The sequence below is a fragment of the Neisseria arctica genome (assembly GCF_022870905.1).
Lineage (GTDB): Bacteria > Pseudomonadota > Gammaproteobacteria > Burkholderiales > Neisseriaceae > Neisseria > Neisseria arctica.
This window is the reverse complement of sequence record NZ_CP091510.1, coordinates 1,224,754-1,246,112: the sequence shown is the minus strand read 5'-3', so window position 1 is coordinate 1,246,112 and position 21,359 is coordinate 1,224,754. Positions and strand designations below refer to the sequence as shown.

Annotated in this window: 20 protein-coding genes; 12 read left to right on the top strand and 8 right to left on the bottom strand. The window is 44.1% G+C overall.

The features are described 5' to 3' along the window. Positions 1-43: 43 nt before the first annotated feature. A complete protein-coding gene (modB, locus tag LVJ86_RS05660) occupies positions 44-733 on the top strand; it encodes a molybdate ABC transporter permease subunit (RefSeq protein WP_047760103.1) in 690 nt (229 codons plus the stop codon). After that, a complete protein-coding gene (locus LVJ86_RS05655) occupies positions 723-1,376 on the top strand; it encodes a sulfate/molybdate ABC transporter ATP-binding protein (protein ID WP_047760102.1) in 654 nt (217 codons plus the stop codon). Before modB ends, LVJ86_RS05655 begins: the two co-directional genes overlap by 11 nt. A gap of 118 nt (positions 1,377-1,494) precedes the next feature. On the opposite strand, the gene gtfA is transcribed toward LVJ86_RS05655, so the two are convergent. The 7 genes from gtfA to LVJ86_RS05620 form a co-directional block, all read right to left on the bottom strand. Then, the gene (gene gtfA, locus LVJ86_RS05650; RefSeq protein WP_047760101.1) at positions 1,495-2,943 is read right to left on the bottom strand and encodes a sucrose phosphorylase; all 1,449 of its coding nucleotides are present in this window, start codon (positions 2,941-2,943) and stop codon (positions 1,495-1,497) included. A 317-nt stretch (positions 2,944-3,260) separates the two neighbouring features. After that, positions 3,261-4,505, bottom strand: a complete 1,245-nt coding sequence (locus LVJ86_RS05645; RefSeq protein WP_047760100.1) for a multifunctional CCA addition/repair protein — start codon at positions 4,503-4,505, stop codon at positions 3,261-3,263. A 100-nt stretch (positions 4,506-4,605) separates the two neighbouring features. After that, the gene (locus LVJ86_RS05640) at positions 4,606-4,893 is read right to left on the bottom strand and encodes a hypothetical protein (protein ID WP_047760099.1); all 288 of its coding nucleotides are present in this window, start codon (positions 4,891-4,893) and stop codon (positions 4,606-4,608) included. 196 nt (positions 4,894-5,089) lie between these two features. Continuing rightward, entirely contained in the window at positions 5,090-6,472 is a 1,383-nt protein-coding gene (locus tag LVJ86_RS05635; RefSeq protein WP_047760098.1) for a NarK family nitrate/nitrite MFS transporter, read from the bottom strand. A 107-nt stretch (positions 6,473-6,579) separates the two neighbouring features. Further along, positions 6,580-7,824 (bottom strand): MFS transporter, encoded by a 1,245-nt coding sequence (locus LVJ86_RS05630; RefSeq protein ID WP_047760097.1) that lies wholly within the window; start codon positions 7,822-7,824, stop codon positions 6,580-6,582. A gap of 478 nt (positions 7,825-8,302) precedes the next feature. Further along, the gene (locus LVJ86_RS05625; RefSeq protein ID WP_047760096.1) at positions 8,303-8,719 is read right to left on the bottom strand and encodes a type II toxin-antitoxin system VapC family toxin; all 417 of its coding nucleotides are present in this window, start codon (positions 8,717-8,719) and stop codon (positions 8,303-8,305) included. After that, positions 8,719-8,976, bottom strand: a complete 258-nt coding sequence (locus tag LVJ86_RS05620) for a type II toxin-antitoxin system prevent-host-death family antitoxin (protein ID WP_047760095.1) — start codon at positions 8,974-8,976, stop codon at positions 8,719-8,721. The genes LVJ86_RS05625 and LVJ86_RS05620 overlap by 1 nt, the downstream gene beginning before the upstream one ends. 147 nt (positions 8,977-9,123) lie before the next feature. Between LVJ86_RS05620 and LVJ86_RS05615 the strand changes: the two genes are divergently transcribed. The 10 genes from LVJ86_RS05615 (at position 9,124) to LVJ86_RS05570 (ending at position 20,950) form a co-directional block, all read left to right on the top strand. Further along, positions 9,124-10,008: a SprT-like domain-containing protein gene (locus tag LVJ86_RS05615; RefSeq protein WP_053008286.1), complete on the top strand. Its 885-nt coding sequence runs from the start codon at positions 9,124-9,126 to the stop codon at positions 10,006-10,008. A gap of 241 nt (positions 10,009-10,249) precedes the next feature. After that, entirely contained in the window at positions 10,250-10,945 is a 696-nt protein-coding gene (locus LVJ86_RS05610) for a recombinase family protein (protein WP_047760094.1), read from the top strand. 323 nt (positions 10,946-11,268) lie between these two features. After that, the gene (locus LVJ86_RS05605; RefSeq protein ID WP_235284575.1) at positions 11,269-11,568 is read left to right on the top strand and encodes a type II toxin-antitoxin system PrlF family antitoxin; all 300 of its coding nucleotides are present in this window, start codon (positions 11,269-11,271) and stop codon (positions 11,566-11,568) included. A 672-nt stretch (positions 11,569-12,240) separates the two neighbouring features. After that, positions 12,241-12,501 carry a hypothetical protein gene (locus tag LVJ86_RS05600; RefSeq protein ID WP_152667024.1) on the top strand — a complete coding sequence of 87 codons (261 nt, stop codon included), beginning with the start codon at positions 12,241-12,243 and terminating at the stop codon, positions 12,499-12,501. 26 nt (positions 12,502-12,527) lie between these two features. Continuing rightward, the gene (locus tag LVJ86_RS05595) at positions 12,528-13,796 is read left to right on the top strand and encodes a DNA cytosine methyltransferase (protein WP_047760092.1); all 1,269 of its coding nucleotides are present in this window, start codon (positions 12,528-12,530) and stop codon (positions 13,794-13,796) included. 17 nt (positions 13,797-13,813) lie between these two features. Continuing rightward, positions 13,814-15,469 (top strand): ATP-binding protein, encoded by a 1,656-nt coding sequence (locus LVJ86_RS05590; protein WP_047760091.1) that lies wholly within the window; start codon positions 13,814-13,816, stop codon positions 15,467-15,469. A gap of 283 nt (positions 15,470-15,752) precedes the next feature. Beyond that, the gene (locus LVJ86_RS05585; RefSeq protein WP_047760090.1) at positions 15,753-17,240 is read left to right on the top strand and encodes a conjugal transfer protein TraH; all 1,488 of its coding nucleotides are present in this window, start codon (positions 15,753-15,755) and stop codon (positions 17,238-17,240) included. Between the two features lie 9 nt (positions 17,241-17,249). Continuing rightward, positions 17,250-20,249 carry a conjugal transfer protein TraG N-terminal domain-containing protein gene (locus tag LVJ86_RS05580; protein WP_047760089.1) on the top strand — a complete coding sequence of 1,000 codons (3,000 nt, stop codon included), beginning with the start codon at positions 17,250-17,252 and terminating at the stop codon, positions 20,247-20,249. Positions 20,250-20,308: 59 nt separating this feature from the next. Beyond that, complete coding sequence (locus LVJ86_RS05575; RefSeq protein ID WP_047760088.1) at positions 20,309-20,749, top strand: M23 family metallopeptidase; 441 nt, start codon at positions 20,309-20,311, stop codon at positions 20,747-20,749. An 18-nt stretch (positions 20,750-20,767) separates the two neighbouring features. Continuing rightward, positions 20,768-20,950: a hypothetical protein gene (locus LVJ86_RS05570; protein WP_047760087.1), complete on the top strand. Its 183-nt coding sequence runs from the start codon at positions 20,768-20,770 to the stop codon at positions 20,948-20,950. Positions 20,951-20,992: 42 nt separating this feature from the next. Here LVJ86_RS05570 and LVJ86_RS05565 read toward each other — a convergent pair whose 3' ends face one another. Then, positions 20,993-21,268 (bottom strand): hypothetical protein, encoded by a 276-nt coding sequence (locus LVJ86_RS05565; protein ID WP_152667023.1) that lies wholly within the window; start codon positions 21,266-21,268, stop codon positions 20,993-20,995. Positions 21,269-21,359 lie beyond the last annotated feature (91 nt).

Below are 21,359 nucleotides of genomic sequence, written 5' to 3'. Positions count from 1 at the left end.
GCCGTCTGAAGTTTTCAGACGGCCTTTTTATATAAGTTCGAATATGGAAGAAGCTTCTGCATTAACCGCATTATGGTTGTCGCTCAAAGTTGCCGGTATCGCCACTTTCTGTAACCTGCTGCTTGGCACTGCAGCCGGATTTGTTTTGGCACGTTGGCGTTTTTTCGGCCGGGAGCTGTTGGATACGCTGCTGACCTTGCCGATGGTGATGCCGCCTACAGTGCTGGGTTATTACTTATTGGTGTTGCTCGGTAGAAACGGAGCTTTCGGCACATGGTTACAGGATACCTTCGGTATTAATTTGATTTTTACTTGGCAGGGCGCGGTTATCGCCGCCATGGTGGTTACTTTTCCGTTGGTATTCAAGCCCGCACGCTCCGCATTCGAAAGTGTGCCGCCACAGCTTGAACAAGCGGCCAAGGTATTGGGCTTGGGTTCGCTTTCTGTTTTTTTCAGAGTAAGTCTGCCCCTGGCTTGGCGCGGCATTTTGGCAGGAATGTTGCTTGCTTTTGCCCGTGCCTTAGGAGAGTTTGGGGCAACTTTAATGGTAGCGGGCAGTATTCCGGGGCAAACACAAACATTGTCAATTGCCGTTTATGAAGCTGTTCAAGCCGGTAACGATATATTGGCCAACCGTTTAGTATTATTGATTTCGATTGTGTGTATCATAATTTTGTTGGTCTTAGGCAAACTGGCCAAGGCAAAAGACGGAAGTGCGCGTGATGCAGTTTGATATTGATATTGAAAAAAATTTTTCCGGCTTTTCTTTGGCAGTAAAATTGGCAACCAATGCTGAAAAGCTAGCTTTGATCGGAGCCTCAGGTGCCGGTAAAAGCCTGACTTTGCAAATTTTGGCCGGACTGCTTGCTCCGGATGCCGGTCACATCAAAATCGACGGTGAAATCTGGTTTGATTCGGAAACCAATATCAATTTACCGATACAACAGCGCAAAGCAGGCTTGGTATTTCAAGATTATGCGCTGTTTCCTCACCTAACTGTGGCTCAAAATATCGGTTTCGGTTTGCAGCAAGGATGGCGCAATCCGGGTAAAAGGCCGTCTGAAGAGGTGGCGTTTTGGCTGGATATATTAAAAATCGGCCATATTGCAAACAAACTGCCTAGCCAGATTTCCGGTGGGCAAAAACAGCGTACCGCATTAGCACGGGCTTTAGCTGTCAAACCGCGCTTGCTTTTGTTGGATGAGCCTTTTTCTGCGTTGGATACTGATTTGCGAAAGCATACGCGTGAGGAATTGGCTTTGTTACAAGCACAAACAGGTGTACCGATGATTTTGATTACTCATGATAAGGCGGATGCCCATGCATTAGCCGAAGAAACTTGGCAGATGGAAAATGGTAGGGTGTATTTAAAATAGGATTAATTTGTCCTTGGTGGTTATATTTTTAATATCTAACTACGAAATATCAAATATGCCGTCTGAAAACTTTTTCAGACGGCATATTTGATATAAAGGTTATATCACGCTCATTATGCTAAATTTTGATTTCATGATCTTTGCCGTTTACGGTTTCTATAATGGTAAAGGTTTTATTACAGATATTTGCGGTCATTTTCGTACTGATTTTTTCGGCCGTATTATTCCAGGTAATTTCAATTGTATTTTCATTCAAAGCTTTTACGCTGAATTCTCCATCAAATGCTTTGCTGGTATTACGGAATTTCAGAAGGCCAAATAAACGTTGCACAACTGGACGTTGTACGGCGGCCTCGATTTCCTCTAACGTATAGTAATGGCGGTTGATATTGCGGCCTTCTTTGGTTTTTTCCAATAGCTCGATATCATTTTCACCGGCCAGTAGGCCGACATAATAAATCTGCGGAATACCGGGGGCGAAACACTGTAATACGCGTGCCAGCAGATAGGCTTGGTCGTCATTGCCCAATGCCGAATAATAAGTACAATTGATCTGATAAATATCGAGATTATTGTATTCGGCACTGCTGTATTTTTTCTTAACATTTGCGCCTTGGGCATATAAGGCTTCACGCGCTGCTTCGGTTTCTTCGTCCGTCATTAAATCCTTTACATCCACAACTCCGATGCCGTCGTGCGTATCGAGTGTAGTGAATTGTTTGCGCGGGCAAATTTCCATCCAATGTACCAAACGGTCAACCCGGCTGCTAAACAAGGTATGTAATACCAGCATCGGCAGAGCGAAGTCGTATACATAATAACCGTGTTCGGCAATTTTCAGCTGGATAGTGTAGTGTTCGTGAATTTCCGGCAATACGGCTACGTTGTGCGCGTCCAATACATCGGTACATTCCCGCAAAGTTTTCCAAATTTCGGGTTCGATAAAAAAGCAGTTGGTGCCGATTTTTTTATTGGCGTAAGCAAAAGCATCTAAACGGATAATCGAAGCTCCTTGCTTGCTTAGAAATTCCAAATTGTTTTTGATGAATTTTTTGGTGGTGGGTGTGGTGACATCCAAATCCACTTGCTCTTCATCAAAAGTACACCACACTTTTTCTTGGGTGCCGTCGGCAAACTCGGCAATACGATAGGGCGCGCGCGGTTTGCGTTTGTAGATTAGATCTACTTGTTCTTGGGTAGGCTTGCCATTTGGCCAGAAATTTTTGTAGCGGATAAATAAATCAGCGTATTCGGATTGGTCTTTTTTAGCTAAAAAGTCTTTAAAATAAGGGGATTGGGCTGAAATATGGTTGACCATAAAGTCGAACATCAAATAATAATTTTCTGCCAAAGCCCGAATATCTTCCCAATTTCCGAACGAAGGATCAACTTTGGTGTAATCCATAGGGGCAAAACCGCGATCACCTGATGAGGGGAAAAAGGGAAGAATGTGCACCCCGCCGACCACATCTTTTAAAGGACCTTGTAATACTTTGGCTAAGTCTTTTAAATTATTGCCTAAACTATCGGCATAGGTAATCAGCATGGCTTCGTTTTTTAGCTGCATGGTTTTATTCCTGTCGGCGGGGTGTAATTAAAAGGTATGGGGTACTGCATTATACTGTCTAAAAAGACACCGATGTCATTCATATGGAATGATATCAAGTCGGGCAATCAAGTCAATTTCTAAAACGTAATAAATCGTTAGCAAAAATGAGAAAGCCTGTAGAAACAAGGCAGGCACTTTTTCATGATCAACCGGTAGTATTTGTTTGATTTCGGCTATTATCGTTTGTAAGGTTTACAGGCCGTCTGAAAAATTTATATGTAGGCAATTAAGAAAGCATAATTTTCAGACAGCATTGTAATATTTTTATACTTTTTCTAATACGTATGAATACTTGTAATCTTACGGTATGCCGCTTGCAAAGGTGTAATTTCGGTTAGACGCGCATGATCGATTGCTTCTGCGATTTTGTGAGGACAATCCTTATGGGTGTTGACAATAGCAGTTGTGTCGATATTGTTAGCAGCATCCAATAGAGCCAGCCAATGATCGCGCTGGGGGTAGGGGGTGTTTTCCCGATGTAGTCTGCCGCGCGTATCGGCAACACACACATTCAAGGCAGCCTGAAAACGTTCTGGGCGGCGGAAGGCATCGGTTTTTTTCAAAGTATTAAGTACGGTTTGCGGTTTGAGTTCGCTAACACTATGAAAAATAATGTGCCAACGGCATACCAGTTCCGCCAGCTCTGCACAATGCTTGGGGACGCGCCAACGGGCATTAACCCTGCGGGCAGGATCAACGCCGGCGATATCATGCCCGTGATGCTTGGGTAAAATATCGGGCGGAGTTAATGCCTTACCTAAATCATGCAGTAGTGCGGCATAACGCTCAGGCAGGCTCAACTGCATTTCGGCTGCTTGTTGAAGTACCATTAGGGTATGGATACCGGTATCTACTTCAGGATGGTAGTCCGCACGTTGGGGGACGCCGAATAAGGCTTCCACTTCGGGAAGTAATATTTCCAATGCCCCGCATTCACGCAAAATTTCAATCATTTTTGCCGGGTAAGATTCCATTAAACCTTTAGATAATTCCTGCCAAACACGCTCGGCAACCAAAGCATCTACTTCACCCGCCGCAACCATATCTTTCATCAGTTGCATGGTTTCGGAGGCCACCTCAAAATCATAGCGGGCGGCAAAACGGGCAACCCGGAGAATTCTGACCGGATCTTCGGCAAAAGCGGGGGAAACATGGCGTAATACGCGGTTGGCCAAGTCGGCTTGACCGCCGAAGGGGTCGATAATTTCGCCCTCGGACGTTTGCGCCATTGCATTAATAGTTAGATCACGGCGCTCAAGGTCTTGTTCGAGTGTGATATTTTTGTCGGTATGGAACACAAAGCCCGCATAGCCTTTGGCAGTTTTGCGCTCGGTGCGTGCCAAAGCATATTCTTCATGTGTGTTCGGATGCAGAAATACGGGAAAGTCTTTTCCTACCGGAGAAAACCCTTGTGCCAGCATGGTTTGAACATCTGCACCGACAACGACCCAATCTCGGTCTTTAACAGGTAAACCCAATAGAAAATCACGTACAGCACCGCCGACAAGATATATTTGCATGATAAAAATAAATATTTATTGAAATTTTTGTGCGGCTATTCTAAATGAAAACAGAGCCGCCTGAATAATTTTTCAGACGGCTCTGCATGATTAAAAAAGTTTATTTACAGCTTACGCCCTGAATTTTGGGTTTGCTTTCACTACCTACTTTAAAAACGCATTTGGTGCTGTTGCTGCCTGATACGGTTAAGTTACCGCCGGCCAAGTTGAGGTTAACCGGTTCTTTAACACCCATGCTTACAGCGGTAGAAGCCAATTTTTGCGCATCATCTTGCGAATAGCCGCTGTTATCGGCTGCAATTTTGATTTCTTTGGCTGCATACGCATTAGCGCCGATAGCCAATACGGCAGCGGCAGCAAACAAGGTGAAGATTTTGGTTTTGTTCATGTATGTGTCCTTTATATCGGTATGCTGCTGCATACCTGTGGACATATCATAAAATTAAAATCTTTCAGGAGCAAGAATTGGTAGGCTTTTTGCATTTATATGCAGAAGGTGCGGCTTTTTTAACACAAAACTGGCCGAAAAGTAATATGAATACTGTTCGGCCAGAGAAATAAAAGCTCGGATTACAATCTAATATTTAGCATTTTGCTTCGGCATTTTTGCGTGCATAGTACCAATAATTTAAAAGCAAACAGATGGTGTAGAAGCAAATAAAGGCAATCAAAGCCGCATTCACACTACCGGTTAATGCGATTGAAGTACCATAGCTTTTGGGAATAAAAAATCCGCCGTATGCAGCAAAAGCTGCGGTAAAGCCGATTACAGCCGCACCTTCCTTTGTCGCATCCAAACGAGCTTGTTCTTCGGTTTTTAAGCCGTTTTGTGCAAATTTTTCATGCATATTTAAGAAGATAACGGGAACCTGCATGAAAGTCGAACCATTGCCTAAGCCGGTGAGGGCGAAAAGTGCCATAAAGCAGGCGAAAAATCCCCAAAAACTACCGCCCTGGCCGTTATTAGGTAAGAAAGAGATCACGCCTAATACGGCGATAATCATACCGGCGAATACAATTTGAGTGATTTTGGCACCGCTTTTGATTTTATCGGAAAGCCAACCGCCGATAGGGCGGGCCAAAGCACCGACCAAAGGACCTAAAAAGGCATATTTAACCGAATCGACATCGGGAAATTGTGCCTTAATCAACAGCGGGAAGCCAGCGGCAAAGCCGATAAATGAGCCGAAAGTACCCAAATATAAAATACACATAATCCAATTGTGCTTACGGCTGAAAATAATTGCTTGTTCTTTGAAGCTGGCTTTCGCACTGGCCAAATCATTCATTCCGAACCAAGCGGCCAAAGTCGAAAGAATAATAAAGGGAACCCAAATAAATCCCGCATTTTGCAACCAAACTTGTTTGGTGGCATCGCCTTTCACCCATGTTTGCGCATCACCGCCGAACGCGCCGAAAACGCCTGCCGTGATGATTAGCGGTACAACGAATTGCACAACGGATACCCCTAAATTACCCAGACCCGCATTGAGGCCGAGTGCAGTGCCTTTTTCAGCCTTTGGAAAGAAAAAGCTGATATTGGCCATACTGGATGAAAAGTTGCCTCCGCCAAAACCACACAATAATGCCAATATCATCATGGTTAAATAGCTGGTGGAAGGATCTTGCACGGCAAAGCCCAAACCTATTGCGGGTAAAAGCAGGCTGGCAGTAGAAATTGCTGTCCACTTTCTACCTCCGAATACGGGGACCATAAACGAATAAAAAATCCGTAAAGTAGCGCCTGAGAGTGCGGGTAGAGCAGCCAACCAAAAAAGCTGGTTTTCACTGTATTGAAAACCGATGTTGGGCAAATTAACCACTGCAACACTCCACACTTGCCAAATGGCAAATGCCAGTAAAAGCGCGGGAATGGAAATCCACAAATTGCGTTTGGCAGTTTTTCGCCCGCTGGTTTCCCAAAACTGTTTGTCTTCAGGACGCCAATCTTGAATCAAATGATTCATTTTTATCTCCAATAAATATTTCTTTTCAGACGGCCTTGTTTATGGCAATTATTAAATGCCGTCTGAAAACAAATTGAAATAGTAAATTCTTACTAATTTATAGATAATTAATTATTTTTCCGTTCTGCTTCAATGCGTTTGGCTTTCATGGAAAAGTGCATCCATACCAAAGAAACGCACACTGTTCCGTAAAGCAGCATAAAACTGGTTGAGCGGATACCGGTGATATCTTCAAGCGCACCGAACATAATCGGTAACAGGAACCCCCCCAAACCACCGGCCAAGCCGACAATGCCTGATACCGCCCCGATATTTGTAGGGTAATCATCAGCAACAAATTTGAATACCGAAGCTTTACCCACAGCCATGGCAATACCTACGGCAAACATCAAAATAGTGAAAACAGTTACATTCAGGCCGATATGCATAGCCATCGTGCCGCCATCGGTAGTTTGAATGTGTAATTGGGTTTGCGGATAAGAAAGCAGGAAGAAGCATACCCAACATACCCACATAACCGCCCAAGTAACTTTATAAGCACCGAATTTGTCTGAAAGATACCCGCCGAAAGCACGCAATACGCCTCCGGGAAGAGAGAAACAGGCTGCTAAGAATGCCGCAGTTTGCAAAGAGAGACCGTATTCGCCTACATAATATTTAGTCATCCATAGAGCTAAGCCGACATAACCGCCGAACACCACCGAATAAAGCTGGCTATAACGCAATACGCCCGGATCTTTCAGCAAAGCCAACTGCTGCTTGAGAGTAACGGATGAAGATACCTGATGGCTTTTATCGCTATAAGAAGTAAACCAAAACAACATGGCCGTTCCCAACATAATGGCAGCATAAACAGTTGGGACAAAATGCCATGTGCCGTAAGCAATTAATGCCGGTGCAAGAAATTTATTCAAGGCCGATCCGGCATTGCCGGCACCAAAAATCCCCATTGCCAAGCCTTGCTGATTTTTCGGGAACCAGCGTGCTACATAAGGAGTGCCTACCGAAAACGAACCGCCGGCTAATCCCATAATCAGACCAATAAGTAGGAAATGCCAGAACTGATTGGCATACTGCATGACAAAAATTGCAGGCACGCAAGCCAGCATTAATAGGAAAAGCACGATACGGCCACCGAAGCGGTCGGTCCAAATACCCAATGGTACGCGCACTAAAGAGCCTGATAACACGGGTGTTGCCGCTAAAATACCGAATTCTGTTTCACTCAGCCCCAATTCATTTTTAATCGGAATGCCGACAACTGCCAGCATCATCCAAACCATGAAACAGACGGTAAACGCCCATGTGCTGGAAAACAGCACGGAATATTGTTTATATTGTTGAGAAGCCATTGCATTGATCCTTACAATTTGCCGCAATACATTTCTTTACAAAAGACTGCGACTTTCAGTAAATAAATTTTTACAATGCAACCTTACGCCGCTTGCCAGCATTTTTATATCGGCTGGAAGCAGCGGCTTTTTTGGATATCGGTATAACTAGTGTTAAGCCGAAAGCTTAGAGGGATACGTCTTTGGAAGTAGAAGACCTTGGTTCAGGCGTGATATCGTAATCTACGCTAGAAGACAGATTTGAGGCATATGCCAAGCCGGTTGGAGCACTTTATTAAATAAATTAAATGGCCATCTGAAGTAATTCAGACAACCATTTAATTTGCCCTAAAAAATAAAAAAAAGAAAATAAAGCTTGCGACTGTGCCAGTAAGCGTTATGTATTTTTATACTGATCCTAAAGCATCAACGTACTTTGAGCTGGCATACCGAGCAAATAGCAATGACAAGTGGCGGAATTAATGAATCCTATTTAAAGTTAAACAAACGGGTTTAAAAGGCGTACACCCGTATATTCAAAATCTTTTATATTGCGTGTAACAAGAGTCAGGTTGTGTTTGATTGCTGTCGCAGCAATTAAGCTATCTGCTAAGTTCTTTTTGTCCGGGACGTGCATTCGCGCACATATCAGGGAAATCTCACCATCAATAGGAAGCACTTTGTTATGGAATTGTGGTTTGACTGTACTTTCAAACCAATCACGGTAGAGCTGTCCTTGGCGTATGTCTTTACGCTCTAAGCTTAAAATACCACTTTCTATCTCAAGCAGTGATATGCAGCTAATATACATCAATACTGCATCAACACTTGTTGCCCAATCAACTACACCCTGATTAGCCCGTCCCCTGTTGATTTTTCGAATTTCAGAAATAATATTCGTATCCAGTAAGTACATCAATATTCCTCACTGTCACGGGTTTCGATGGTGGCGCGGTCAAAGTCGATGTCAATCATATCGGCATCCGCCGGAGCCGAAAGGGCTTCCGCAATACTTGTGGGTTTTGATTTTGATAACCGGGCGTATTCTTGGTAACTCAACAGGACGTATGCCAATTGACCTCGGTTTGTAATTAAAACTGGTTCTTTTTGACAATCACGTTGAGCTTGGCTCACACGTCGATTGAAATCTTGCGAGGTAATAATGGTGGGCATTTGCGCCTCCTATTAGTAGTAAACAACATACCTTATTTTAAATTAAAGGGTTAGATTGCTCAAGTAAATGTTTGACTATTCCCACTGTTTAATTTATTTTATATCGTACGATATAAAATAAATTAAACAGCCATGAATGAATCCACGATGAAACCCACCATGCAAATGTATACCTTTATACAGGATGCCTACGATTTTTTTAATGACCGGCTATTTGCCGGCCAACTTCCGGCGTGTCTGTTAACGCTGCAGCGCGACAGTAGCGTGATGGGTTATTTCTCTAACAATAGATGGCAAAAAGGCAAAGATGAGGAAACGGTGCATGAAATTGCACTTAATCCGCAATACTTTATTACCCATCGACCGTTGGAATTAATGCAAACGCTAGTGCATGAGATGGTGCATCTGTGGCAGCATGAGTTCGGCAAGCCTAGCCACCGCACTTATCACAATAAAGAATGGGCCGATAAAATGGAATCTATCGGCCTGATGCCTAGCAGCACCGGTGAGCCGGGCGGGAAACGTACCGGGCAGCGAATGAGCGACTACCCAATTAAAAACGGAGCCTTTTATTTGCAGTGTATCGTGTTTTCAAAAATGGGCTATAAACTGCCTTTTTATGACCGATGTGCTAAAACAGGAACATCCCAAGTCCGAAATAATGATATTGAACAATTAATGGAAACAAGTCTCGGGGCTGCTGCGCTTATTAAAGAGATAACGCTGGAGGAAACCGTACCTGAAGAAAATACTGGTTGTACTTTTGATAGCGAAGAAGATCGCTTGGCAGAGCTTTCTTTAATACGGCCGTTTTCAGAACAGTTCGACATAGACGTGGTTGCATTAAGTGAAAAGCAAGAATTAGAAGCGGCCGCAAAACGTAAGGCGACGTATCTTTGTCAATCCTGTGGAGACAAAGCGTGGGGTAAGCCTTCACTGGATTTATGGTGCGGCAAATGCAAAATTGCTTTCGTCAAACTCAATGGTAGTGACGATAGTTCGGATTCGGAAGAGATGAACGATGCCGCTTAATTGTATTTTATATCGTACGATATAAAAATATTTTAGCGGAAATGATGTCCTAAAATAACACATGTAATATTTACACTTGGAAACCACCTGAAGCAATCAGGTGGTTTCTAATTATGGTGATTAAAAACATTCTCGGAACCTGTAAATAGACCACAGTCTATTTACAGTCTCTAAATCACCCCTGTAAAATAGAAATACAGTAACTTAAAATCCACTGTATTAATTGCAGGAATCAAAATACATGGCCACACCCAACAAAGTCGCCCGTATCTATCTCCGGGTAAGCACTCTGCAACAAAATTTGGACAGACAGCGAGAGGTGATTGAAGAGGCTAAGAGAAAAGGGTTTTACATAGCGGGTGTCTATGAGGAAAAAGCCAGCGGAGTAAATGCCAACAGACCCGAGTTGACCCGGCTAATTAATGATCTTCAAGAGGGCGATTGGGTAATTGCCGAGCGGTTAGACCGAATCACTAGACTGCCCCCTAGAGAGGCGGAGTTATTGATCAAACAAATTACCGAAAAGGGGGCTAGGTTGCATGTGCCTGATGTGTTTTCATTCGGCAATATCGATGACCTAATGGGAGCCGACGATTCGCTGCCTAAATACTTGGCCGAACCGTTGATGGAAGCTCTGCAGAAAATGTTTCTGCGTATGGCATTAAGTATTGCCCATGAGGACTGGAAAACCCGGCGTGACCGTGCGCAGCAAGGAATAGAGCGGGCAAAAGCCGCAGGGAAAATGAAAGGCAGGGCTGCCAACAAGACGTTGCATAACAATATTATACAGTTGACCTTGAAAGGTTTGAGCATCACGCAAATTGCCTCAACCTTAAATTGCAGTATGTCGACTGTCAGCAAAGTAAGGCGTAGCTATAAGGCAAGCCATAAATCAGGTGATAAAGACCAATTCGACTTTTTTGTTAAAGACCGTTAGATGCTATCGGCCGTAATGAGGTATCTTTGTCTTGAGTGAAGATTTTGTTCCGGTGCATTAAATATTGAAATGCATACATTGTCTGAACTTGGATGCTAAATAACCCTACGAGTGCAGAGTCTCCTAATGAATATACTTTTATCGGTTTATTTTCCATGGGAAATAACTATCCTGTGTGGATAGTGTAAATTTTGGAGTTATAACTTCTAGTTTGATTTAGATAGTCCATGTATCTAAACTCTTGACGGTAGTAAGGAGATTTGATTGCAATAGGAGAGGTGGTATATTTCAACAAATATGCAAATCCTTTAAGCCGTTGTAATATGGATATGAATGTTATTTTGAATGCAGTGTCTACAATGACCAGTAAAAACCAAACAACCAATTCGGAATCAGAAGGCAAAGCATTGGGATTGGAAAAACAAGATAAACTCTGTTTCTCCGTATTAGAAGGCGGACAAGTATTGCTTGAAAAAGATGTAATTGATGAAGAATGTGGGACTGACCCGGCTATCAGCAGCTTTCTCGGTTTCTTGGAGAAATCCATGCAAAGCTCTCTTGAATCAATTCGTCCTGCTTCCACGTTCTGTTATGCTCGCTATCGTCAACTCGCCGGAGACTAAATATGGCAAAGGATATGTTGGAAAGTGCGAATTCTCCATCAGATTGGAAATCCTTACTACTGGATGTGAGCGGCTAATACTTCAGATGTATTTACCTTTTAAGGCAGCTTTAAAGCTGCCTTAAATCTATTTATAGTCTTTCTTATTGGTGGGCTTTTGTCACCGTTTCATGCTCCTATTTTTTACACTACTTCACTGCTGAAGATTGGGTGGCTAGTGTAGTCAGTCAAATCGAAGATCGAATTGTGAGTCTGTACTGCTTCAACTTATTAGTTTGGTTAAGATTTCTACTCAGGGTGTCTTTTGTCTGATTTTCACCTGGCTCAGGATAACCTGTGCTGCTCAGTATGCCCTGTTGCACTTTTTCTCCTGTTTCGCGCTTTAAGTCAAAATGGGAGCGTTTAGCTCCATTGTCATATCATTTTTCACCTTGTCTGTTTTTAAATGTGTTTGGCTAAATTATTAATACGGCCGTCGTGATGTTTGTCCCTTGATTTGTATCAAAATTATAATATATAATTAATAAAATTATTATTTTTTTAAGACAAAATGAAACATTATCGGCCATATACACAGATTGCAGTTGACATAAACCATGCTCTGAAATCACGCAAATTAACCTTGCGAGAGTGCGTGAATTTGTACAACCAAACTTATTCCGAAGATATTGCAATGGGTAAAAAAGTACCGCTGAATAAGGATTTTATTCAGCGGTTGAAATCAGGGAGATGCAAAATAGTTGGCTTAAGAGTGTTGGAGTTGTGTGCCTTTTTAGATGTTGATCCTTATGAAAGTGAAAAGTCCGAGTTAATCGCACGCGAATTTAAGGAACTCGAAAGATTGATACAACAGCATCCTGAGCTGGAGAAGCATCTAGTTAATCTAGTAAGAAATATTAGTAATTTAGCGAAAAGCAATTTTAGCAAGCATTAAGAAGAGTTTACTCAAGGAGGATGATAATGAGATTTATTGATCTGTTTGCGGGGTTGGGAGGGTTTCATGTGGGGTTATCTGAAAAAGGATTTCAATGTGTTTTTGCTTGTGAAATTGAACCGGATTTAAGGGAGCTTTATTATCTTAATTACGGTATTAAGCCTTTTGATGATGTAACAAAAATTGATGTTTCGAAGATTCCACCGCACGAAGTAATATGTGCTGGGTTTCCATGTCAACCTTTTTCATTGGCAGGAAAGAAAAAAGGTGCAGAATGTCCCAAATCAGGTAAGTTAATTGACCATGTGATAAGAATTGCTAAATTTCATCATCCTAAGTTTATTTTACTAGAAAATGTTCCAAACATTATCAGTATTGCAGAGGGGGCCTTTTGGAAATATCTGCAGGATTCATTTTCTCAGTGTGGTTATCGGCTTTATCATAAGATTATTTCACCTACCGATATGGGTATTCCTCAAAATCGCAAGCGGGTATTCATTGTCGCAATCCGTCAAGACTTGGATAATGGTTATTTTAATTGGCCTGCTTCTATAGGATTGGGTAAGGTTTCTCTAACTCAGATTTTAAAAAATCACACCGATGCAAAACGCCTTGAACCAGCAAAAATTCAGCTGCTTGCCCACTGGCAAAAGTTGTTATTGCAACTTAATTTGAAAAAACTTGCCTCGATTTCTATTGTGGCTCCTGAGTTCGGGGCGAATTATCCTCTAGATTTCGCATCTATGACTTTGTCAGAAATTCGCCAATACAGAGGGGCTTATGGGCAGAGTTTGGAGAGTTGCCAATCTTGGTCGGAAGTTCTGCAGAAAATGCCGTCCTATGTGCGTAAAGCTCAAAAAGTACCTAATTGGATTTTGAAATCTGTTTTATACTCTAGGGAGTTATATGCCACTCAAACAGAGATATGTAAAACTTGGGCGGAAGGGTTGGATAAGAATAATAATAGTTGGCAAATTTTAGAATGGCGTGGTCTTTCTTCCTGTTTGGATATTTATTCTCATTTAATTCAATTTAGAGCTTCTGGTATTAGAGTATTGCGCTCGCATATTGCTCCTTCACTCATTTCAATGACGCCAACTCAAATCCCAATTATTCCATCTGAAAACCGTTATATGTCCGTCCAGGAAGCGGCTCGATTGCAGAATTTACAGAATTTAAACCGTCTGCCAAATAACAGAATGAAAGCTTTTAAAGCATTAGGTAATGCGGTCAATGCAAAAATCGTAGGAGATATTGCGGATAGCATCAACCAATCTTATTGCAATATTCAATAATTGAAAAAGGGAAAGAGATGGAAAACCAAAAAAATACTTTCGAAGTGAATGTGTCTCCTGAGATGCAATTGTATAAGGTACTTCAGAAGCTTTCATATAATATGGAGAATGCAATTGCTGAATTCGTTGATAACTCGGTGCAATCGTATATAGATTACATTGATCAAGAGGTTAGGCCTGAAAAGTTAGAAGTGCAGATTGAGGTTGATTCAGAAAAGAAAATGCTGATCATTCGTGATAATGCATTTGGAATTAACAGAAATAATTTTCAGCGTGCAATCCGCATGGGGCATAAAAAGGATTTTAGTCATCAAGCAGATAGCTTATCAGTGTATGGTATTGGTCTTAAATCCTCAGCCATTTGGTTTTCCAATACTTGGAAAATTGAAACAAGCGCATTAGGATACAATGAAAAATTAACAGCTTCTTTCGATCTCAATTTATTGTTACATACTGGGAAAGATTCTATTGTTGTGGAAAGCATGCCGGAGAAGATCGATTCCCACTATACTTCTATTGTAATTACTAATATTGAGCGAGAACTTGAAGAAGAATATTTTCGCGATACAGTATTGCCTTTTTTACGAGAAACTTTTTTCAAGTTCTCATTTTTAAAAATAACAATTATTTTTGACCAACTGGTTCTTCAGAATGATACGGATATATTAAGTAATCCAGATCCGCTTATTGCTCCTATATTTGATAAAAGAGGTAACTGCTCAGGAGAAAATATTACTTGGAAAAAATTAATTGAATTGGATTATGCAGGTCGAAAAGTTAAAGGTTTCATTACAATTATGAATAAAGGTAGTTACAAACAACCCGGTTTGCGACTGCTTCGAAATAACCGTGTTGTTTTGGGAACTTTGCGTGATAGAAATATACCGCCCGAGCTTTATCAAACTTCAAACAAATATGCGGCTCAAAGAATTTACGGTGAGTTGCATTTAGATAATTTTCCTGTGAACTTTTTGAAAACTGGATTTGATGAAAACCTGAACGGTCTTTACAGATTGTTGCACAGCGAGCTCAAAGGAGATGGTGAGAAGCCTGACTTTATAAATCAAGCAGAGAATTTTCGGGCTAGAAAACCATCAAAACCTAAAGGAGGTAAATCGGAATCAAGTACCGATGAGGATTCAAATACTCCTTCATCAGATATTGGATCTCAACCAGATCCAAATACCTCTTCGTCAGGCACTGGATCTCAAGGATCTCAACCAGATAAAAATATCTCTGCTAACGACCCAATACCTGAAAAAATTAAATTTTCGGAAGAGTTGTACCAATCATTAAGTAGGTTGGGAAATACTAAAATACAAAGATTTTATAAATCTTTATGCAGAGTTTGTCTGAAAAACGATGCTTTATTAGCTTACGTTTGCGCATGGTCGTTTTTTGAATCACTCAAAAATTGCTTAAATAAAGATCCTGGGCAGGAGTTTACGGCATTTTTCAACCAAAAACTTGATAAATTAATTCAAAGGAAAGAGGAGAAAAAGGCGTACAAACAGGCACTTTCCGAAATTGCATCTAAGGGTAATTTATGCAAGCACAGTGCGCAATACGAGGTAATTAATGCACAGCAACTAGCAGCTGATTTTGAATTATTGAAGGATGTATTATTGGATATTCTTAAGATTCACGAAAAGGATGAAGGGGTGAAAAACTAAACTTTCACTTTTTAATTTACTGGCATCTGAAATTTGAATATTTGGAGATATTTCTATAGTTTTAATTATTCTTGATTAAGAACGTGTGATGCGTTGAGTAAGAGTACAGGCCGCTGTCAGTAAAATTTCTCTCGGAAATTAACTAATGCCCTGGCAGTTTTATTGACATTTCTTTAATCCTATCAGATAATTAATTCGCCCAATCCCTTGTCTCTGCCATAACTTTCAGGTTATGGCGGAGATTCTTAATCTCAGTCATAGCCGTACCTAGAGCGGAACGGTTATGAAATTTAAATATTCATTTTTTACAAAGCCAGCCAAAGTGCTGGCTATCAGTCTTTGTCTGATACAACCTCTCACCAGTCAAGCAGCACTGGAGCAGGAGATGGCCGGTATGTTCAATTCCATGGGTGTGGAAACGAACTATACTGAAGCAGGCGCATTTCACGGACAAGCAGGCTCGCTATACAGCGGCGGCAGTTTCTCCGCACGCACCTCCGTATCGGATATTCAGTTGGCCAGCACCCAACTTCCCTCTATTAATGCAGGATGCGGCGGCATTGATATTTTCGGCGGCGCATTCTCTTTCGTAAACAAAGAACAATTTATCCAATTTGTACGCAACCTCGGTAATAACGCTGCAGGCGTGGCATTCGATTTGGCATTAAAAGCCTTGGATCCGATGATTCAAGATGCCATCGGCGGTATTCGCGATTTGGTTAACCAAATCAACCGCAGCAATCTAAACTCTTGTGAGAGCAGTAAGCTGCTGGTCGGCGGGATTGCCAATCAAATCGGTATGTCCATGGCGAAAAACTGTCAGGCAACCCACTTGGCCAGCGGCTCTGCCGATGACTATTCGGACGCAGGCTGGATGTGTCGCACCGGTGAAAATATCGTGCGGGCGGCAGATGAAGTTCGAGGCAAAAATACACCGGAGGACACCATCAGCTTCGTCGGTGGCAATTTGCTGTATGCCGCATTGAGTCAGGCAGGCGTGACCGATGACTTGGACGAAGAGGATTTAATGCTGTACTTCTCATTGGCCGGCACGGCCATCTTCCAACCGCCTAAAACCGTTTCCACCAACGAAAACAGCAAGCAAAACACTGCCTCCGGCGTACAGGATGTGGCTCCCACCATCGTGCATGTCGGTGATTTGCTCGGCGGCAAGAACAAGGCTCCGTTATCGAGCAAATACATCAATATCGACATGAATAAGTGTGTCAACGGTCCTAAAAAGCTAAGGGAAAACTGCTTTATCCAAAAGGACGTTCAAGTAAAAAGCATCCGCTATGACATCAACGAGATTTTCACGAAGTTGGTTTCCAAGCTCAATACGGATCAGGGTTGGACTGAAGATGAGAAAAAGACGCTGGCCAAGTATGTCAACAGCACCAAACTGCCGATTCTGCGTATGGCGGTCAGTGACGCACTGACCGGCAGCCGATATTTGGCCAAAGAAGCCGTAATCGATGCGGTTGCTGTCGATTACGTTGCCTATATCCTTGACCGCAGCGAGCGCGTCATGCGCCGGGCCATGGGTTTTTACACCAAGCTGGACGAATCCGCACAGGGAAGGGCGGATAGGATATACGAAAACATGAATAAGCTGCGTCAGACCATTTACGCCGAAAAGCGCGATGCAATGCGCAATATCGAATCCGAAGAGGCATTTATGCAAATGCAAAAGCAGTTCGAAAGCCAATGGCGGGCTGCTAACTTCGATACCGGCAGCTCTATTGATTTCGATACCCAAAACCGCTTGTAGGAGACAGACGTGGCTCTTGAATATTTTACTTTTCCGGGCAACGGTGAGGTTGTCCGAGTAGTTTTGAACGCCGTTGCCATGTACAGCGGCTCGGAAACGATGACCAGTGCAGCCCAAGCTGCGGCCATGTTCGGTTTCTTGGTGATGATCGCCATGGCCGTCTATAAACTGGATGTAAAAGACAGTTTGACGTCGCTGCTGGTCATTGCCGGCGTTTGGATGGGGTTGGTTGTTCCCAAAACGACGGTCATCATTACTGAAGCGGCCGGCTACGGCCGCAGCGGGCAGATGTACACGGTTGACAACGTTCCGTTGGGATTCGCCATTGCCGGCAACGTCGTGACTTCTTTCGGCTACAAAATGACCCGTAGTCTCGAAGCCCTGTATTCGTTGCCGAACGATCTCAACTACAGTAAAACAGGTATTCTGTTCGGCGCACGTTTATACGAGCAGATCCACAATGCCAATCTCAATGACCCGGTCTTGACCCAAGATTGGGCATTGTTCATGAACAATTGTTCGTTTTTCGATCACAACCTTTATCACAAATATACGATTGACGAGCTGCGCAACAGCCCGGATATTTTAGGAACATTGGGCAAGACCAATAAAACCATGTTTACCAATGTCAGCTTCTACACGCAGGGGCAAAATAAGCCGGGCAGCAAAACTATGGTTTGCAGCGAAGCCTATGCGTACCTGAAGCAAAAAACCACTACCGTTATCCGCAACGTGACGATACCTAGAACCGCCAATAAGGTTTTGGGTTATTTCGGCATGGGAAGCGGTACCGTCAATCAGACGACAGCTCTCGCATCACTCGGGAACAGTTCTTTCCAATACCTGATGAACAACTCCCGGTTGGATACGCTGAAGCAGATCGAGCAGATTGCGATGGGTGAAATGATGCGTGAAGCCACCATCATCAACGCGCAGCGCAATAACAACCAAGCCATGATGCAAAAGGCGTTTTCATTTGCCCAAGCGCGTAGTCAGTATATCGGCGCGCAAAAGAGCGGGGGCATGATGGCCAGTTGGAACCTGCCTATCGTGCGTGCCGTTCTCGAGGCGATTTTAATCGGCATCTTTCCGATGATGTTGGTCATCTCGCTGATGTCCGGCGTGATGGCATTGCGCGGCATTCTGTTTTATTTCCAAGGTATGTTTTGGGTGCAGTTGTGGTCTCCGGTGGCCAGCGTCATCAATTTGGTGTCGACTATCCATGCCAAAAGTCTGTTTACGACCGCAGCCAGTACATCCGCCGGCGTCGGTTTGGGCAGCAGCAATACGATATTGAATGCTGCGATCGATGCCCAAGCGGTTGCGGCCGGTGCCATGTGGCTCGTGCCGGTCATTTCATTGGGTTTGGCTATGCTTGGCCGGGCGATGGTCAACAGTATCGGTACTATGGCTACCGGAGCCAAAGCTCCGGCCGAAGCCGCCGGTACCAGTGCCGGAGCCGGCAATTACAGCGGCGGCAACCTGAACTACAACAATGCTTCAGCCAATCGCGACATCCGCAATCCGGTGTATAGCGATCCGGGCATGTGGCAGTCACAAACCACTACCGGCAATGCTTGGCATAGTGCGGGTACCGGAAACAGCCGTTTCCAAAGCAATATCGACAATTTCCCGGTGGCCGCACAATCGCACGTCCGGATGTCGGATATTTACAGCCAATCCGCAGACAGCAGTATGAGAGCCGGCCAGCAACAATCGGCCGTGGCATCGGAAAGCCTTTCGCTGGCCACGGGGCAATCTATGGCGTGGGGTATGCAGTATGCGCGTAACCAAAGCAGCAGCAACGGCTACGGCGTAGGGCTTGATGCTACGCAGTCGGCAAATATGAGTAGAGCCGTTCAGGCGGCTGATGAGTTGTCCAAGCGTCATTCATTAGGTGCAACATCCGCAATCGATAGTGTTATTAGCTTGGGACTAAACACCAATTCGGCACTTGGCAAAATGTCAGGAGGAGCATTGGTAGAGGGTATTAAAAAACTGATGCCTCAATTGGGTTGGATGGGTACTGCTACAAATCAAGAAAAATTAGCAACTGACTTGGCCAATACCATCAAGGCCATGCGCCAAGAAGGTGTATCGTTGGACGAGGGTACTGCGAACAAGTTCAGCCAATCTTCTCAATTCCAAAATGCGGTATCCAGCGGTAACAGTTTGGCCACCGCTGCGACCGCTAATTACAGCAAAGCCCGGCAAGCCAGTTTGGCGGCAACCCAAAGCTACGAAACGGCGCAAAGCTACAGAGAAGCGGCAAGCCGGGCGGCTGAGAGCGGTGCTACGGTTACGGTCAACAATGCGGATGCCATCCGTCAATATGCCGAAAACCACGGGTACACCATGTCCCAAGTCGCCGGCGATACCGGTTTGGTCTATGCGGCCGCAATGGAAGCCGCAACCACCAAAGCCGGCGATCTGCAGCGTCAGGCGGAGGGAACGCGGTTCGATTCGAGCGGCCATATCTCCCACAATACCATGCCGGTTAACCGGGTGGGAGCTGCCCATCAAAGTAATATGGCGGCCGTTGACGGTCAGCGAGATGCGGCATTCAGCCAACTTGAAAGCCGGGCCGGCCAGTCGGGCTTGGTGCCATCTGCGGTTGTAGCCGACTTAGGTAGCAGCGAGCGTCATTTATCCTCACAATTCAACCAAGCACAGAGCAGCATCGGTAGCAATATCGACCAATCGAAAGATAATTACAACCAAAAAGCCGATTATCTGCAGGGGCAAACCGCACAAATGGGCCGGACGTTGGATTCGGTGCCGATGCGGATGAATTCGAAGCAATACGACCCCGATACCGCCAAAATGCAGCAAAACATTAGAGACGGCAAAGGCTATACAGGCAGCGGTTACGACAACGTATATGCCAATACGGTCGATAACCCCAATCTGCGCAACTCGCTGAACTTGGATCAAGGTAGCATTACCGAACGTCCGGGCAATAGTGCATCGAGCGGCAGCGGACGGATTTTGCCGTCAAAAAAGCCTTAACACCGCCGGCTTATTTATCCGGTCGGTTTCCGGGTAACGGGTCGGTGGTGATAGGGCGGATGCGCGCTCCGGCCGCTAAAGGGCAGAGCAGTTATGTTATGGCCGTAAAAGGCACATACCGCATGACATCAGACTTCGGGCCGCGAGGCGATATAGGTATCAAAGGAGCCAGCCGCGACCATAGAGGTGTGGATTATGCCACTCCGGTAGGCACCAAGCTGTACGCACCGGAGAGCGGCAGAATTATCAAAGCCGGCAAGGCTACCGGATATGGGCAGGCTATCTATATCCAAGGCGACAGCGGCCGGCGTTGGGAGTTCGGGCATCTGTCGCCGGGCTTCACCGTCAAGACCGGGCAACGGATTGAAGCAGGGCAGTTGTTAGGACGCACCGGCGATACGGGGTTAGGTAACGCCCACCTGCACGTCACCATCCGCCGCAACGGCGTGGCCGTCAATCCGCAGCAAGATGCCATTTGGATGGGGCATAAACTAAAATAAACGAGGAAAGGAATAAAAATGGCCGTTAGTCATATCGTGATAGAAATTCGGGATTCCGACGAGGAAGAGGGCTTTGAAATCCATTTGTCGTACAGCGGCGGCAATGATTTGCAGAGCCAAGAAGCCAAATCCGCGTTTGCGGTCAGTATTGATGCCGTTCAAAAGGCTTTAAATCAGGCTTACAAGGAAAGTTCTAAATAGGCTTTACTGGGGCAATAAAAAAGGCTGCTTATGCAGCCTTTTTTATTCATCATGCTCGTAATGAATATTACGAGGATGGAGGCGGTATGCAGGATGATACCGTTGTGGGTCGCTACTGAATAAGTCATTTTCTTCAGTCTCATCATGTTCATCTGACTGAACAAAGTCATCAGCTGTCACAGACAAAATCAATGCACCAAACGCAGTCAATACGACTGCAGGCACAAGCGCACCTACCAGCACCGCACCGAGTTCGCTGCCGACACGCATATCCCAATAAGCGTTAATTGCAGCGGTTACTGTAAATAACGCTGTCAAGATCGCGAATTTTGTTATTTTTTTCATTTCACGTCCTTTTATCTAGAATAGTTTTAAAATTACGATAAGAAATTACTCTTGTAAACGTGTA